Below are 16,574 nucleotides of genomic sequence, written 5' to 3' on the forward strand. Positions count from 1 at the left end.
TTGCGCGGGCCCCCTTGTGGAAGGAGGTCGTCGGGGGGCGTGTGAGGGGGAAAGGAAACGGGCGGAGGGATGCGGCGCGGATGCGTCCCGGGCCCGCGGGCGGCGGTGGTGGGTCAGGGTGTCCGGGAGGGGACGGAGTTGGTGGCGGGAGGCTGCATGTCTTCCCAAAGCTTGCGGTACTGCCGGGCTTCTTCGGGCTTGTCGAGCCGCTCGGCCAGTGTGGCGAGTTTGCTGTAGAGGAGGGCCTTGTCCACCTGGTCGGGGTAGTCTTGAAGAAGGGTGCGGCGGGTTTCGTACGCGTCGTTCCATTGTTCGAGCTGTTCGTAGCGCTCGGCCAGGCGGAGGAGGAGCCGGAGCCGTTGTTGGGGGCTTGGGTCGAGGCTGAGGGCACGCTGCCACATGAGGGCGGCGGAGTGGGGTTTGCCCTGTTCGTCGTAGAGGTCACCGAGTTTTTCGGTGAGGATGGCGCTCTGCCGGGTGACGGGGCATTGTTCGAGGTAGTGGACCATTTCCGCCACGGGTGTTCCGCGTGCGAGGTTGAGGTTCACGAGTCGCAGGTGAGACCAGGCGACCAACGGGGATCCGCTGGATTCGAGTTCGGCGTGGAGGGCGCTGGGGGACCGCCCGTAGGGGCGGTAGAGCGGATCGCCGACCACGGTGATCTGCCAAGACAGGGCTGGTTGGCTGGCCCAGGCGGCCTCGCCGAAGCTGAATCCCTGGAGCACGAAGCGGGAAATGAAAATGGTCATGTCCGGTGTGCCGCCCAGGTAGGGTTCATACACGGGGCCCATGGTGATGGTGGCGCCGCGGTGCAGGAGGGGCCCCACCCAATGCCGGTCCGTGCTGCGGAGATCTGCGGCGGCGTAGGAGTGGAGGTGATAGGCGAAGGCGCCCGGCAGGAACTCGACCCGGGGTCGTGCCAGTGCTCCGGCGACATTTTCGGCGTACCAGCCGATGTAGATGCCGATCTGGCTGAGGGGGAAGGTGGAGGGGAAGACCGCCTCGTTGGTGTCGAGGACGGTGGGCAGGCCGAGCAACCGGGCCATTTCGGCTGCCTGGCGGAGCATCTGCTCGCCCGGTTGGAGTCCGGGTTCGACGGTTCCGCGGCAGTCGAAGTAGGCGCGTCCCCACATGCCGTTGCGCTCGGCTTCCCGAGCCTTGTCCACGAGTGCGCGGGCGATTTCGGGTGAAGGCCCGTCGAGCCGGCTGACCAGGAGAATGCCGTTGGTGGGGTGGAGGAGGGCGCCGTTGGTGACGCCGTAGAGCGGGTTGACGTAGGGGCCGATGAGGGGATAGCCGCTGACGGCCAGCGGCAGGCAGGCCAGCTCCGAATCCACGGCGGCCTCGTTCCGGCGAAGTTCGGGTCGGAGCATTTCGGTTTCGGGCTCGTACAGGCCGGTGTCGGGTTTGATGCGCCACGGCACGCCGTAGCAGAGGACGGCGTAGCGGATGCGGGACCGGACCACGCCGCGGCGGACGGGTGTGCCGGGTGAGGGGTCGCGGGCGGGCACCTCGCCGATCTCCCACAAGCCGCGGTTGGTCAGTGCGGTCAACAGGGGCTGCTGCAGCAGGTCACGGTACTCCGCACGGGACATTTCCGCGCCGGTGGAGAGTTTGAAACCGAAGATCTGGGATTGCGGGACCTGACGGCGTTCGGCGTAATGGAGGGCCACGGCGCGGCTTTCCGGGACCGCGCTGTTGTACACGACGATGACCTGATCGCCCTCCGTTGCCTGCGCCGCCGGGGGCAGAAGCCACGCGGCGGTCAGGACCAGCAACCGGGCCAACCATGCGAGGGCCCGTCCGTGGCGACGCAGGACCGGCGCTGCGCCGGCCGGGGCATCAGCAAGGTGCGGTTTCATGGTGGGAGGCCGGGTTGGAGACGCTTTCCGCGGGCCTGCCCAGCAGGATGCGCATGCCGTCGTAGGCGAGTTCCACGCCGGCAGGCAGGTCGGCGTTGACCAAGTCGTGATCGTAATCGTGGGTGAGGTGGGTGAGCAGGGTGCGGTTGGCGCCGATCCGGCGGGCGGCGGCGAGCGCTTCGTCCAGGCACATGTGCGTGGGGTGGGGCCGAAACCGAAGGGCATCGAGCATGGCCACTTCGACACCCCGGACGCGTTCGATCACCTCCGGGGGCACGGCGTTGCAATCGTTCAGGTAGGCCAGGCGTTTGCGCCCGCCCTGTTCGAAGAGGTAACCGGTTGTGGTGAATCGGCCGTGGGGCAGAGGCAGGGGGGTGATGTGGAGGTCACCCAGGTCGAAGGGGCCCTCGATCACGTGTGGTTCGGGCATGAAATAGCCCCTGGGCCAGGGCCCGTCATGAAAGGCGTAGGCGTAGACGCGGCGCAGGTCGGCCATGGTGACCGGGTCGGCGTAGACCGGCAGGGGCCGGCCGCCGCGCAGGTCGCAGAACCGGCGGCAGTCGTCCAGGCCCATGATGTGATCGGCGTGTCCATGGGTGAAGAGGACGGCGTCGAGCCACCGGATGTTTTCGCGCAGCATTTGGAGGCGGAACTCCGGCGGGGTGTCCACGACGAGTTTGACCTTCGGCGTGGCCACGTAGATGGCCGAGCGGGTCCGGTGGTTGCGCGGATTGGCAAGGAACTCCGGCGGGTAGTCCGCGCCGATGATGGGCACTCCCTGGGAGGTGCCGGAGCCCAGTACGATCAGTTCGAACGTCATCGTTCCATTTTTCGTTTGCCAACCGGAGCAGCCCCCCTTGAATGAGACGGGGTCCGGTGGCGGGCCGGTGCAGCGACCGACCTGCCGTTGGGATTTCAAGTTAGCATGTTGATCACGCTGCGCATCAAAAACCTTGCCCTGGTGGAAGACCTGACGTGGGAGTTGGGTCCCGGTCTTCACGTGATCACCGGCGAGACCGGTGCGGGGAAATCGCTTTTGATCGGTGCCTTGGAACTGGTGCTGGGAGAGCGTGCCGACCGGTCGCTGCTGCGCAGCGGTGCCGAGAGCGCCACGGTGGAGGCGGTCTTCGACGTGCGGGGTCTGCCGGAGCCGCTGGACCCCTGGTTGATGGAACGGGGCTTGGAACCATGCGAGGAGGGTCGGCTGATGCTCAAGCGGACGGTCACCGCCACCGGCGCCAACCGCCAGTTCGTGAACGGATCGCCCGCCCCACTGGCGGTCTTGAAGGAACTGGGTGACCGGTTGGTGGACATTCACGGCCCGCACGATCACCAGTCGTTGTTGCATCCGGCCAGGCAGTTGGACCTGGTGGATGCCCACGCCGGCCTGCAAGAGCTCCGGACGGCTTTTGCGCGGGCCTGTGCCGAACGGGCCCGACTGGAGCGGGCCAGGACGGAGCTGGTCATGGACGAGACCGCGTATGCGCGGCAACTGGATCTGTTACGGCATCAGGTCCGGGAGATCACCGAGGCGGCGCTGCAACCGGGCGAGGAGGAGACGTTGCAGGCGGCTCATCAACGGCTCAGCAACGCGGCGCGCCTGCTCCAGCTGACGCGCGCCGCTCTCGACGTCCTCACCGAGAGCGAGCAATCCATTCTCAACCAGGCCGGGGTGGTGGGCCGCACCCTCCAGGAGCTGCAACGGCTCGATCCCCAGACCGGCGACTGGATCGAATGGCACTCGCGCGCGGTCGAACAGTGGCAGGGGCTGGCGCAGGAACTGAGCCGGTACGCCGATCGTCTGGAACTGGATCCACGGCGGTTGGAGGAGGTGGAACAGCGACTGGACCTTTTGCAGGGTCTGAAGCGCAAGTACGGCCGCACGGTGGCCGACATCCTGGCTTTCGGGGAAGAGGCTGCCCGACAACTGGCCACGTTGGAGCAGCGCGAGACGGAACTGGCCCGGCTGCAATCGGAGCTGGCCGCCCTGGACCGCCGCCTCCGCGAGCTGGGTGCGGAGTTGCATGCGCGCCGTCGCGCCGCTCTCCCCGGCTTGGAACGGGCCGTCCGCCGGCACCTGGAAGACCTCGGGTTCCAACAGTGTCACTTCGAGGTCCGGCTGGAGTCGCGACTCGAAACGGCGGGTGAAGGGCCGCCGCCTTCGCCCGCCGGTTGGGACCGTGTCGAGTTCCTGTTCGCTCCCAATCCGGGTGAACCGCCCCGGCCCTTGCGCGCCATTGCTTCATCCGGCGAGCTGGCGCGGGTCATGTTGGCGCTCAAGACCGTGCTGGCGGCGCAGGACCAGATTCCGGTGCTGGTGTTTGACGAGGTGGACGCCAACGTGGGCGGGGAAACCGCGCACGCCGTGGGGGCCAAGATGCGGGAGATCGCGGCTCACCGGCAGGTCTTGTGCGTCACCCATCTGGCCCCGGTGGCCGCACCTGCCACGCAGCACTGGCGGGTGCAAAAGACCGTGCGCCAGGGCCGGACCTACACGGAACTGACGCGACTCGACGCAGCCGGGCGGGCGGAGGAGCTGGCCCGCATGCTGGGCGGCCGTTCTGAAGAGGCCCTGCGGCACGCGCGCAGTCTGCTCGAGGTTGCGGAAGGGCGGACAGCCCGGGCACCGGCCGGCAAACGTGCGCGGGCGCGCGGCCGCTGAGCGCCCTCAGAAACCGCACGAGACCGCGGGCACGGGCAGTTCCCGCCGGATCCGCTCCAGTTGGTACCCGAACCCGGGTCCGTGCAGGGTGGACAGGTCCACGCAGCCGTGTTGTCTGCGGTAAGCCCCGGGGTGCACCTCCGCTTCCGGGGCCGAGGCGGCCGGGTAAAACTGCATGGCGTTGGTTTCCACGCCCATCAGGGTGGGCAGGTGCGCCGCCAACAGGAGGTGCGGGATCTGGGCGAGCATGGGATTGGTCAGGTCCTGCACCATCAGGGCCATGCCGTGTGCGCGCGCCCAACAGGCCGAAAGGATCGCCCCCGTCTGCGTCTTGCAGGTTTTGAGCGCCACGCCGTTCCAGCCCAGGGCGCGGCCGAAACGGATGAGCTTCCAGTCATGGGCGCTTTCATCCAGGAAGAGCGGTTTGCGCGCCGATACGCCGTGCACATCGAACGGGTGCGCCTCCAGGTCGTAGGGGAACGGTTGTTCGACGTACAACAGCATGCCGTAGAGGCGCGGATACTCGTCGCGCAACCGGTCGAGGATCTCGTTCACGTAGGCGGGGTCGGGCGCGGTGCAATTGAAATCGGCCGACAACCAGTGCACGTCCTGGGCCAGCGCGATCCGGCCCACGCGAACGAGCCGTTCGTAGTCCCAGGCGGAGTCGTTGCCGCGAAGTTTGATCTTCAGACATCGGAGTCCGTCCCGGCGGATCCAATCCGGCAGCAACACCGGGTGCCCGTCCGACGGCTCCGATCCGTTCAGGTCCGCTCGCTCCAGCGGATCCGCCCCACCCACCAGGTGCCAGGCCGGCAGCCGGCGACGGGGTTCCCTCAGGAAAAAGTCCGAAGGGTGTCGCCCCCGAAAATCCACCGGGGCTCCGGGGGCCGGCTGAAGATACCGCGCCAGGTCGTGGTTGAGGAATGCAGGGCCGAGGGTTTCGTACACGGATTTCCCGACGCACTGTCCGAACGCGTCATAAGTGGCCAGATCGAACGGGGAGACGCAAACCAGGGCCGCCAGCCAGGGCATCGGCTCCCGTCCCCGACGGTGACGCTGATTGAACCCGCGCCAGAATCCCGGCAGGACGGTTTCCAGGAAGGCGTGACCGATTTCCAGCGGATGGCCTTCCACGCGGATGGCGGCCCAGAGCGGCGCCAGTTCACGGCAGAACTGCTGCAGCGTCTCCAGACGTTCCTGCCAGGGCGTGGCACCGGGCCAGACCCATTGCACGCTCAGCGGGGTTTCGCCCCAGCCGTCCGCCGTGCGACCCTGGCGATCCGCCACGCGCACACGTGTGCGGGCACAGACCACGGACGTGAGGGTTTCGGTGCCGAACTTCAGCGGTACGCGGGTCGTCACGGGGAGGAAATACAACTCGGCCGCCACCGGCCGGACGTCAGTGCTCAGGCCCATGCGCCGGGGTGTAACCGGGAGCCGACACGGCGACAAGCCGATTTCCTGGCGCGGATGCCCCGTCAATCCCCGGATGCGAGTCGGGCGAGAAACGCGCCGGGCCCGGCCGCGAACGTGTCGCGGCATGCCTCGCTGCAGAAGGCCACCAGACGTCCGTCGTGCGCGACGGTGATGTCCTTCCGCGCCGGCCTGCCCGACACCGGACAGAGTGGGTTGGAGGGGGGTTGGGCCAGTTGGCCGGGGGGCGGTTGAGCCAGTTGGGCCAGACGAGCGGTGAACCGGGTCGGTTCCCTGCGAAACGTTTCGCGGCAGTCGTCACAACAGAAGGCGACCAGCCTGTCTTCGTGCCAGAGGGTGCGCTTCGGATCGGCCAGTTTGTCCGACACCGGGCAAATCGTGTTGATGGGAACGCCCGTCACCGGTTCCCCACCCCCGGTTGGTGCACCGAGTTCGATGGACAAGCTGCGGGTCCCTGCCGCTGCGGCGGTGCGGTCCTCTGTCCCTGTGGGGTCTGCGGCCTGTGCGAGCAGGCGTGCCACGGCGTCGGACGTCACTTCTGTCTTCCACAGGTAGAGGTGTTGCAGTCGGGGCAGGCGGAGCAGGCCGGCGACGCCGGTCGCGGTCACGGCGGTGCCGTAGAGATTGAGCGATGTCAGTTCTGTCAGGCCGCGCAATTCGGCCAGGCCGGCGTCGGTGACGCGGGTGCGGTCGAGGCGGAGCCGTTCCAGGTGGGGCGCACCCCGGAGATGGCGGAGGCCGGCGTCCGTGACCGCCGTGCCGCCCAGGTCGAGCCACCGGATGCGCGGACCGCAGAGGGCGATCAGCCGCTCCAGTGCAGCGTCGTCGAAACGGGGCCCGGCCGGTGCGGCGTTGACCTGCAGCCAGGGTTCAGTCGCGGCCAGGGCGGCGATGGCGACACCCGGCCGGTCGAGTTCGGCATGGATCTGCTCCGGCCCCGGCATCCTGTAAGGATCGGGCGTTTGTGCGGAGGGCGGTTGCGGGGCGTTGGAGGCAGGGGCGGAACCGGTCGGCGTCGGAAGGGCGCGCAACCGTTCCAGGAGGTGTGTCGGCGGGGTCAGTTCTGCGAGGGTGCGATTGGTGGGGGCACCCTGGGCGATCCACCAGGCCAGCAGTTCTAGGTCTGCGGGGTCGGGTTGGGGTTTGCCCTCCGGGGGCATGTGTTCGTCGTGATCGAGCGGCAGGCGCATGCGTTTGAGCAGGAGACTGGCCTCGGGCCGGCCCGGTTCGATGGCCGGGCCGGAATCGCCGCCGATCCAGAGGCCGGCCGCGTGGTCCAGACGCAGGCCTCCCTTGGCCTTTTCGCTTCCGTGGCAGCTGATGCAGTACCGATCGAACACCGGCTGGATCCCGTGTTGGTAGAGATCGAACGCAGCCGGGTCGAGCGGCACCGGTCCGGTCGCGGGCCCGGCACCGGTCCTGCCTCCGAGCAGCGGTTTGAGCCAGGAAGGAGCGTGTTGGGCGAGATAATCGCGGCCGTGGGTGAGCGACCCGCCGTAGTGTCCGGCAGGGACCAGCGCAAGCGCGCACACCACCAGCAGGAACCGGTACCAACCGGACCGGCGGAAGGCATGCGCCACCGCCATGAGCACGGCCAGCACCGCCACCGCCAGCCCGGTGAGGCGGTGAAGTCGCAGCAGCCCCGCATCGTATCCTCCGGCGCCGGCCAACAACCAACCGCACAGCGCGGCCGCCAGCGTGGAGGGGACCAGCAGGATCAGCAACGGGCCTGCCGCGGCGCGGACCACGGCCTTTCGCGGGCGCAACGCGGCCACGATTTCCAGAAACAGCAGGCCCAGCACCAGCCCGATGGGCAGATGAACCAGCACGGGATGCCATCGGCCCAGAAAGAGGGTCCAATCCACCGTGTCCATGCCACACTTTTAACTCAGAATCTCCTGGATGACACGGGCTTCCTCCGTGCCGGTGAGCCGCTGATCCAGGCCTTGAAACCGGTAGGTGAGCCGCCGGTGGTCAATGCCCAGGCAGTGCAGGATGGTGGCGTTCAGGTCGCGGATGTGGACGGGATCGCGCACGATGTTGTAGCTGAAATCGTCGGTCTCCCCGTGGACGAGCCCGCCGCGGACACCGCCGCCGGCCATCCACATGGTGAAGCAGCGCGGGTGATGGTCCCGACCGTAGTTGGTCCGGCTCAGTTCCCCCTGGCAATAGACGGTGCGACCGAACTCGCCGCCCCAGACGACGAGGGTGTCCTCCAACAATCCCCGCTGTTTGAGGTCCGTGATCAGCCCGTAACAGGCGCGGTCAATGTCGCGGCATTGCAGGGAGAGGTCGCGTGGCAGATTTTCGTGGGTGTCCCATTCGCGGTGCAGAATCTGGACCACGCGCACACCACGTTCCACAAGCCGGCGCGCCAACAGACAACTGGCCGCAAACGTGCCGGGTACGGCCACCTCCGGCCCGTACAGGTCCAGCACCGATTGCGGTTCGCCCGACAAATCCGTCAGTTCCAGAATTGAACTCTGGAGACGAAAGGCCATTTCGTACTGGGCAATGCGGGTCTGGATCTCGGGGTCGCCCTGGCGTTCGTAGGCGATCTGGTTCAGTTGGGCCAGCCCGTCGAGCATATGCCGGCGCGTGGCCGCGTCCACTCCGTCCGGGTTGTTCAGAAACAACACCGGATCACCCACGGATCGGAGGGCCACGCCCTGGTGTTTGGCCGGCAGGAACCCGGCACCCCAGAGGCGCTGGTAAAGGGCCTGAGCGTCGCGTTTGGACGACCAGCGCGGCGTCATGACCACGAAGGCCGGCAGATCGTCGGCCTCGCTGCCCAGGCCGTAGGAAATCCAGGCGCCCAGACTGGGCCGGCCCGGGATTTGGCTCCCGGTCAGGAGATAGGTTGCGGCGGGGTCGTGGTTGATGGCCTCGGTGTGCACGGTCTTGATCACGCAAAGGTCGTCCACCACACGGGCCGTCCAGGGCAAGAGTTCGCTCACCCAGATGCCGCTGCGCCCGTGCTGGGCGAACCGGAACACGGAAGGCGCCACCGGGAACCGTTTCTGTCCGGAGGTCATCGTGGTCAGTCGCTGACCCTGACGGACCGAATCCGGCAGGTCCGTGTCGTACAACTCCTGCAGGCGGGGCTTGTAATCCCACAGATCGAGCTGGGAGGGCGCCCCGTTCATGAACAGGTAAATGAGACGCCGAGCGCGCGGTTTGAAATGGGGCAGGCCCGGCAGCCCGGGATGGGCGCGGCCGCGGTCGGACGGCGCGCCGCGCAACAGCTCGGGCAGCATCAGGGTCGCCAACGCGATGCGGCCGGCCGCCAGACCGGTGGTCTTGAAGAAGGCGCGTCGGGTGAGACGTCGGGTGAATTCGTCCAGTGGGTTCATGGTCGGGTGAGGCGATGGAGTTGCCGGTGAACTGGTGTCAGTTCTTCGTGAGGAACTCGTCCAAGTTGAGCAGCAGGTTGGCCACCAGCGTGTAGGCGGCCAGGTCCGTGGCAGGAATATCCTCCGGCGCGGGTGATTCACCCACGCGCATGAGTGCCCGTGCGGCTTCCGGCTCGTTCTGATATCGTGCGCGTTGCCGGCCGAGGTTTTCCTCCAGGATCGCCGCCTCTTCCGGCGAGGGTTCGCGCCCGGTCACGAGCCGGAATCCGTGCCGCAGCCGGGCGGGGTCATTTGAGCCGCCTTCCCGCCACATTCGGGCGGCGAGATGGCGCGACGCCTCGACCACCTGCACGTCGTTCATCAGCGCCAGGGCCTGCAACGGTGTGGTGGTGCGGTCCCTGCGCACCACGCACTGTTCACGCGAGGGAGCGTCGAACAACACCATGAACGGCGGCGGCGCCGTGCGTTTCCAGAAGGTGTACAGGCTGCGACGGTAGAGCGCGGCCCCGTGATCCTGCTCGTAACGTGCGGTGTTGCTGGTGGTATAACCCACGGCTTCCCAGATCCCGGGCGGCTGGTAGGGCCGCACACCCCGGCCGCCCATCTGGAAGTTCAACAGGCCGCTGACGAAGAGGACACTGTCGCGCACCACCTCGGCGTCCAGCCGGTGACGCGGTCCCCGGGCCAGCAACCGGTTCTCCGGATCGCGTTCCAGCAACTCGGGCGTCACCCGCGAGCTCTGGCGGTAAGTAGAGGAGGTCACCAGCAGCCGGAGCAGCCGTTTGACGTCCCAGCCGCTCTCCCGAAATTCCACGGCCAACCAGTCCAGCAGCTCCGGATGTGACGGCCATTCACCGCGCAGGCCGAAGTCTTCGCTGGTTCGCACCAATCCGATGCCGAAGAGTTGCTGCCAGAACCGGTTCACCGTCACGCGCGCCGTCAGCGGGTGTTCCGGGCTGACGAGCCACCGGGCAAAGGTGAGGCGGTTGGTCTTTTCCGCCGGGGGCAGCGGTGGAAGGATGGCCGGCACGCCCGGACCCACCGGTTCGCCCGGTCGGTCATACTGACCGCGGATGAGCACGTGGGCCGGACGTGGCACCTCGAGTTCACGCGCGATCAGCGTGCCGGGGATCTGCTTCTCCAGCTCGGCCTTTTGCTCTTGTACCTCGGCGAGTTGGCGGCGCAACTGCGCCAGTTCCTCGTCTCCTTCATACACCCGGTCCAGGTAATGCGCGCGGACGCGGTCCTGTTCCGTCTGGGGAAGTTCGGACCAGGGCCGGTCGAGGAGCTTGCGCAATGCCTCCGGCAGTTTGGATTCGCGCGCCCGGGCCCGTTCTCCTTCCCACCACGCCTGCAGCGAGCGGGCCGGGTCGCGTGCGGGGTCATGAACCGTCACCGCACCGGCGGCATCCCACCAGGCGCGCCCGTCGAACTGGGTGAAGGCAAGGCCGGTGATCCGTGCTCCGGCTGTCAGGCCCAGCTCGGAAGCGGGCACTTCGAGTCGCACCCAGCGCCCTGTCGGGGGCAGGTCACCGCGTTGAAGTTTCTCGGTCGTGCCGGAGCGACCGTAGGGGATGGCGCCCGGATCTCCCCAGTTGGCGCGTTTGGACCACTGACCGTCCACGTGGAACTGCAGCATGACGGCCCGGGGCGGCGCCTTCGGATCCAGGTAAACATGTGCGAACAGGATGGTGTCGGCACCCAGTGCCAGCGGCCGATTGCAGGTCGGGAAATACGTCTGGTGCAATCCCGACCCTTCCCTCAGCAGACTGCGCCGGCCGCGGTGGACCGGTCCGTCTCCGGCGCTGACCCAGCGATGCGGCAGGTTGCCCTCGTTGACCCGCGGTTCCGCCCCCGGCGGGAACTCGTCGTCCACCCACAAAATCTCGGTTGGCACCGGTCGGGGCGGTTCGGGTGACAGTGCCGGGTCCTCATAGACGAGCTGCGCGGCCCGCCGGGCCAGCGCGGTTTCGAGATCCGTCTGTTGTCGTGTCAGTTCCGTCAAACGCCGTTCCTGCGCGGGCGTGGGCAGGGGCAGCGAGGGCGGCGGCAGCAGGGCGTTCCCGTCCATCGCGTTTTCGGCCAGGTTGTTGAAAATGGCGAAGAGCTGGTAGAACTCCTTCTGGGTGATCGGATCGATCTTGTGATCGTGACAGGCGGCGCACCCCAGCGTGAGGCCCATCCAAACCGTGCCCACCGTCTCGACGCGGTCCACCGCGTAACGCACGCGAAACTCCTCTTCGATCGCCCCGCCTTCACTGGTGGTGACGTTGCATCGGTTGAATCCACTGGCGATGAGCTGGTCCCGGCTCGGCTCGGGAAGCAGATCCCCCGCCAGTTGTTCGATGGTGAACCGGTCGAAGGGCAGGTTGCGATTGAAGGCCGAAACGACCCAGTCGCGGTACGCCCACATGGATCGTTCGTTGTCCAGGTGCAGCCCGTGGGTGTCGCCGTAACGGGCCGCGTCCAGCCAGTAATGAGCCATGTGCTCGCCGTATCGCGGCGAGGCCAGGAGCCGGTCCACCAGCCGTTCATATGCGTCGGGCCGCTCATCCCGAACAAACGCGTCCACTTCCTCCGGTGTGGGCGGCAGGCCGGTCAGATCCAGACTCAGACGCCGGATCAACGTCACCCGGTCCGCCTCCGGCGAGGGCTTGAGCCCCTCCTTCTCGAGCCGTGCCAGCACGAACCGATCCACCGCGTTGCGCGGCCAATCCGCCTGCCGCACCTCGGGCAACGGCGGGCGGCGGGGCGGTTCAAAGGCCCAGTGCCGTTCATAGGGCGCACCTTCCGCGATCCATTGCCGGAGCAGGCGGATCTGCGCCGGCGTCAGCGTGTGGCCCGAGTCGGGCGGCGGCATGCGGTCGGCCGGATCGTTGGCCGTGATTCGGTGCCACAGCTCACTCTCCTCGGGCCGGCCGGGCACCACGGCCGGACGCCCCTTGCGCGCTGCGGTGGCGCCTTCGAATGTGTCGAGTCTGAGATCCGCCTTCCGGTGATTCGCATCGAAACCGTGACAGTGGAAACAATGATCGGAGAGGATCGGCCGGATGTCCCGGTTGAAGCGCACCGAGGCGACGGCGCGCGATGTGGCCAGCAAAGAAAGGGCGATCCATCCCGTCAGAGACAGGCATGGCCACCACCGGCCCTGGGTTCGAGGACTCACCGGTTCTGTGCGCCGGTCCGTGGCCGGCGCTCTTGTGCCTGTGCCGGCGCCTTCGAACCGCCGTCCACCCGGGCCCGGCTCTTTGAAGGCACCGCCCAACAGGCAGGTTCATGCCAAACATAAGCCGCCACCCGCGCGGGTCAACGCTTTTGGCGGGGACGGGCGAACGGGACAAACCCGGCCTGCTGGCGGACTGGGGTGCGGCCTGCGGGCGGCGCGTCAGGGTCGGGGGTGCGGCGCCGGTTCGGGTGCCTCCTCAAAGATCGAATGCCGATCCATTTCGAGCCAGTGTCGCAGGGCTGCGGCCCGGACGGCCTCGAAATAGGAGGGTGTCAGACCTCCGTGTTCCCGAAGCAGCTCGTCCAGCTCCCGCTGGATCGCCTCCGCAAGATCGGGCCGCAGTCGCAGCCGCAACCGGCGTCCCTCATGAATAAAGACGGCCTCGCAACGCGGCTCATCGGTGTCGGCCACCCGGATCGTGCCCCGACCGAGGCTGGCCCCCGTGGCCACCTGCAGACCGTCATTCACGCAGCTCAAGGGCGGGCGCAATCCGGCGTAACTTTCGACCTGCAGCGCGTCCCGCCCCACGCCCCATCGTTCGCGGGCGTGCAAACCCATCTTGGCCCCCAGGATGGACCAGGTGCCGAGGTGGCGGTGCAACTCCGACGTCAGCACCACCAGCCTCCATTCTTCCCACCCGTGCCTCTGCTGAATGGCGCGGGCCAACTGCCGCACGTCGGGCCGCAGAAACTCGTCGGCTGTTGGGAACCGGCTCCAGATCACCGTCTGGTGCAACGGCGCTTCCCCCGCCACACGGGCCACGGTTGCGGGCACCGCTTCGGGTGTTTTCGGCCTGACGATCCGCCACCGCGGTCGGCCGGGGCACGGCGAACTTTCGAACTCTTCGGGCGCGAGCAGCCAGAGTGCAACCAGGTCATCCCAGAACCGCAGGTGACCCGAACCCGCCAACCCGGCACCGTGTCCCTCCCCGAACAACGCCTGAATGAGCCGGCCGTAGGGTGTGCGATCCTGCCCCACCTCCACGACCCAGGCCGCGGTCATCGCGGGCGGCTCCACCCCGTCCGGGTAACCCACGGCCAGCACGGCCAACCCGGACGCGCACACGATCTGCACCGCTCCGGTGTCCCACCGGGCGTTCCAATCGGCAGCCGCAGCATCGGGGACCGTGCCGAACCAGACCACCGATTCGATTCGCCCGGCTGCCGAGGGATCCCGCACCAGCAGGCTCGCCAGGGTCGTGAGCGGCCCGGTGCAGACGTAAAGGACACGTTCGTCGGCCCGATCGCGCACGTTCCGCCAGACGGTGTCGAAATCCGGAAACCCGTTGATCGGAACCGGGGCCGGCCCCAGCCTTTCCCAGGCCAGCCCGGTTGCATGGGAGCGAAAGGGCGGAGCCGGGCGCGCGACCGCGGATCCGACGGCCACCGGAACATCGGTCCGACCGAACAAGCGCAGCAAACGGGCCGCGTTGGTGGCGCCGACGTCCGCAGCGCAGGCTCCCTCCGTGGCCACCACTGCCAGCAACTCGAACTCCGGATCGCTCAAAAGCAACCCCAGGGCACGCGCATCGTCCCCGGCCCAGTCACCGTCGAAGACAACCGGCCGGGCGGTGTGGCCATGCGCCGGGGCGATGGCCACAAACAGCACGAGCACCAGACACCCCGCCGCGATGGGCCGCGGGGTTTTCATGGCTGTGAGGAACCTCCAGAGTGCGGCGCGGAAAATGCCAAACGCGACGCGTTCCCGCGTTTGGCTCCCATCGCGGGGATGCGCGTCGGCCGCAGAAGTGTGCAGGACGCCACCGCTTTCCGGGAATGATCGTCGGGTGGTTCTCATGGGGAACTGTAGGACCGGCCTTCCCGGTCTGCGTACCGGACGATCACGCCGCCACCGCCGACGCGCTGGTACCAGCTGGCAGCCGCCAGGGGCGCGTGCGTGTGCTGGGATTCGGGACTGCGCGGCCGGGGCCCCATGCTCCAGAGCACCCAGCGCACCGGCGCGGTGCGGGGATCGGAAACGTACCGACCGCGATCGGCCCGGTTCCGTGGAAAATCATCCGGCACCCAGAGGGCGTAATGGCCCGCCGGACTCCCGTTGAGCAGTTGCGGACCGGGAGCGGCGTATTTGTAGGTGTGCCCGCGGTGAAAAGGATCTTCCAGGAACGAATCCATGCCCGGCCGGTCGCTGCGCGGCAGGTAGCCGTCGCGGGCAAGCTCGACGGGCAACTGGCACCAGTGCTCTGCCAGGTCGCTGTTGCAATTGACCCGCACGGGCGGGACCCGGCCGTCGTGATCTTCCGCATACATCTCGAGGGCCAGTCCCAGAGCCTGCAGTTCCATGCAGACCCGTGCCACCATCGCCTTCTCTCGGGCCCGGCCCATGGCCGGTAGCAGCAGTCCGGCCAGTACGCCCAGGATCCCCACCACCACCAACAGCTCGATCAAGGTGAATCCCACGCCGTGGCCGGGGCCCGCTGCGAGGATCCGCGGGGGACCGCCGGGTCGGCCCGGGCGATCAAGGGCTGCCGCCGTTTTGAATGGCCGGCAGATGGGGCGATCCACGTTCATGGCTGGCGGAGGCGGAAATATCGCTGATGTTCCTCCGGCGGCAGGATGACCAAACGGCGGCCGTCGGATCGGATGGCGGTGCGGTTGACGGGGGTCCAAACCGGATCGGACAGGCTCGCTGAAGATTCCAAAACGTAGTCCGTCCCGTTGTCGGCCCAGTGCACCACAACCGGCCTGCCGATCTCGATCTCCGGCGGCGGCAGGATGATCTGCTGCACGATCAGTTCGTAGCCGTTGGTGCCCTGGAGGCCGGAACCCGATTCCTGGTTGAGGATGCCGATGGCATCGAAAACTCCCGTGGGCACGGGGCCCAGACTGTAGCGTGGGTGCCGCAGGGTGAAGTATCGTCCCGCACCGTCGGTGACGGTGCAACGTCGATCGCCCCAGGGCAGGCTGGGATTCCAACCGTTGGTGCCGTAAAAGCGTGCTCCCAGTCGGTTCGTGAGCGTGGGATCCGTGGCCATTCGCAGTCCCGGGATGCGGACCCGCATTCCCTGCCAATGTTCGCAGCCGGTGGACCGCGTCGGATCGAAGATCTCTTCGCTCGTGTCGGGATCGCCGTCATCCACGCGCACCAGTTCGGACAGCGGCACCCACTCCGGCTCCGGCAGCCCGTAACCCGCCTGCAAGAGCCGGAAGGAAAAGTCGTACTGGGGATCGATGCTGTGTCCCTCGTTGATGTTCCTCTTGCCGCCATAGAAAAGGGATTGGTTCACGGTGACCTCCACCAGATCCCCGGCGCGGAACCGATGACCGGTCTCGGGGTCGTGCTCCAGCCGCAGGATCTCGGCCACCCAGGCCCGGTTGGTGTAGCTGAGGTCGCTGTTTCGGATCCAGGGCAGGTTGCCGTAGTTCTGTCCCATCCAGCAGGCGGTGCCGCCGCGATCTTCGGGGTCCACCGCCTGCAGGAAGACCTGCCATTGCCCGCCGAGCTGGCCTGCATGGGCGCCGTTGTCCCAGGGCAGGAACGCCGGCTGCGGATCCAGCAGATCCTCCGGATTGTTGAGCCACACCCCGCGCAACCGGAACGGGAACGATCCCGTCCATGCGCTGGTACCGTCCTCGTTGACGGCCTGCAACCGGGCATGCGTCTCGAACGGTTGCGCGTTGACCCGGCCCGGAAGGATCGTGACCAGGGCGACCCAGAGGATGAACCCGACCGCGCCGGAGGGGGCGGGCCGGAGGGCGCCGCCGCCCGGATGCCGTGCCTGCGGGGGTTGATTCATACGAACTTGCACAATATTCATACGCACGACCATCCTGGCCCGTTGGTGTGGTAGGAAGCAAGTACAAAATCGTATGAAACATGTGAGGCGGGGCTGCCCGGGCCGCGGGACCGTCGGGGCTGCGAGTGTCGGAGCGATTCAGGTGTCGGGTGCGGGAGACGTCGGCGGGCAGGGAGGTTGTCGCGCGTGCACACCGGCGAGAGGGGCACCTTTCGGAAGGGCCGGCACCGTGCGGTTTGCACAGGTTTGGTCGCTGGTGTTGGTGGGATCCGCTGCCTGCCGG

The 16,574-nt window shown here is 67.6% G+C and carries 10 protein-coding genes; 1 reads left to right on the forward strand and 9 read right to left on the reverse strand.

Annotated elements, in window-relative coordinates; translation table 11 throughout:
* Window positions 1-113: 113 nt before the first annotated feature.
* Window positions 114-1,862, reverse strand: a complete 1,749-nt coding sequence (locus tag ACPDIX_RS12500; protein WP_423432136.1) for a TIGR03790 family protein — start codon at window positions 1,860-1,862, stop codon at window positions 114-116.
* The gene (locus ACPDIX_RS12505) at window positions 1,843-2,682 is read right to left on the reverse strand and encodes an MBL fold metallo-hydrolase (protein WP_423432137.1); all 840 of its coding nucleotides are present in this window, start codon (window positions 2,680-2,682) and stop codon (window positions 1,843-1,845) included. The genes ACPDIX_RS12500 and ACPDIX_RS12505 overlap by 20 nt, the downstream gene beginning before the upstream one ends.
* A gap of 105 nt (window positions 2,683-2,787) precedes the next feature.
* On the opposite strand from ACPDIX_RS12505, the gene recN reads away from it, so the two are divergent.
* The gene (gene recN, locus ACPDIX_RS12510; RefSeq protein ID WP_423432138.1) at window positions 2,788-4,524 is read left to right on the forward strand and encodes a DNA repair protein RecN; all 1,737 of its coding nucleotides are present in this window, start codon (window positions 2,788-2,790) and stop codon (window positions 4,522-4,524) included.
* A gap of 6 nt (window positions 4,525-4,530) precedes the next feature.
* Here recN and ACPDIX_RS12515 read toward each other — a convergent pair whose 3' ends face one another.
* From ACPDIX_RS12515 to ACPDIX_RS12545, 7 genes are all read right to left on the reverse strand, one after another.
* Entirely contained in the window at window positions 4,531-5,940 is a 1,410-nt protein-coding gene (locus ACPDIX_RS12515; RefSeq protein ID WP_423432139.1) for an enolase C-terminal domain-like protein, read from the reverse strand.
* A gap of 62 nt (window positions 5,941-6,002) precedes the next feature.
* Window positions 6,003-7,832 carry a c-type cytochrome domain-containing protein gene (locus tag ACPDIX_RS12520; protein WP_423432140.1) on the reverse strand — a complete coding sequence of 610 codons (1,830 nt, stop codon included), beginning with the start codon at window positions 7,830-7,832 and terminating at the stop codon, window positions 6,003-6,005.
* Window positions 7,833-7,841: 9 nt separating this feature from the next.
* Window positions 7,842-9,311, reverse strand: coding sequence for a DUF1501 domain-containing protein (locus ACPDIX_RS12525; RefSeq protein ID WP_423432141.1), 1,470 nt, complete (start codon window positions 9,309-9,311; stop codon window positions 7,842-7,844).
* Between the two features lie 37 nt (window positions 9,312-9,348).
* Complete coding sequence (locus ACPDIX_RS12530; RefSeq protein ID WP_423432142.1) at window positions 9,349-12,411, reverse strand: PSD1 and planctomycete cytochrome C domain-containing protein; 3,063 nt, start codon at window positions 12,409-12,411, stop codon at window positions 9,349-9,351.
* Between the two features lie 285 nt (window positions 12,412-12,696).
* A complete protein-coding gene (locus tag ACPDIX_RS12535; RefSeq protein WP_423432143.1) occupies window positions 12,697-14,187 on the reverse strand; it encodes a nucleoside hydrolase in 1,491 nt (496 codons plus the stop codon).
* Between the two features lie 143 nt (window positions 14,188-14,330).
* On the reverse strand, window positions 14,331-15,065 hold the full coding sequence (locus tag ACPDIX_RS12540; protein ID WP_423432144.1) for a type II secretion system protein: 735 nt from the start codon (window positions 15,063-15,065) through the stop codon (window positions 14,331-14,333).
* Window positions 15,062-16,312 carry a hypothetical protein gene (locus tag ACPDIX_RS12545; protein WP_423432145.1) on the reverse strand — a complete coding sequence of 417 codons (1,251 nt, stop codon included), beginning with the start codon at window positions 16,310-16,312 and terminating at the stop codon, window positions 15,062-15,064. The genes ACPDIX_RS12540 and ACPDIX_RS12545 overlap by 4 nt, the downstream gene beginning before the upstream one ends.
* Window positions 16,313-16,574: the final 262 nt, after the last annotated feature.

The organism is Limisphaera sp. 4302-co, from assembly GCF_049537155.1.
Classification (GTDB): Bacteria; Verrucomicrobiota; Verrucomicrobiia; order Limisphaerales; family Limisphaeraceae; genus Limisphaera.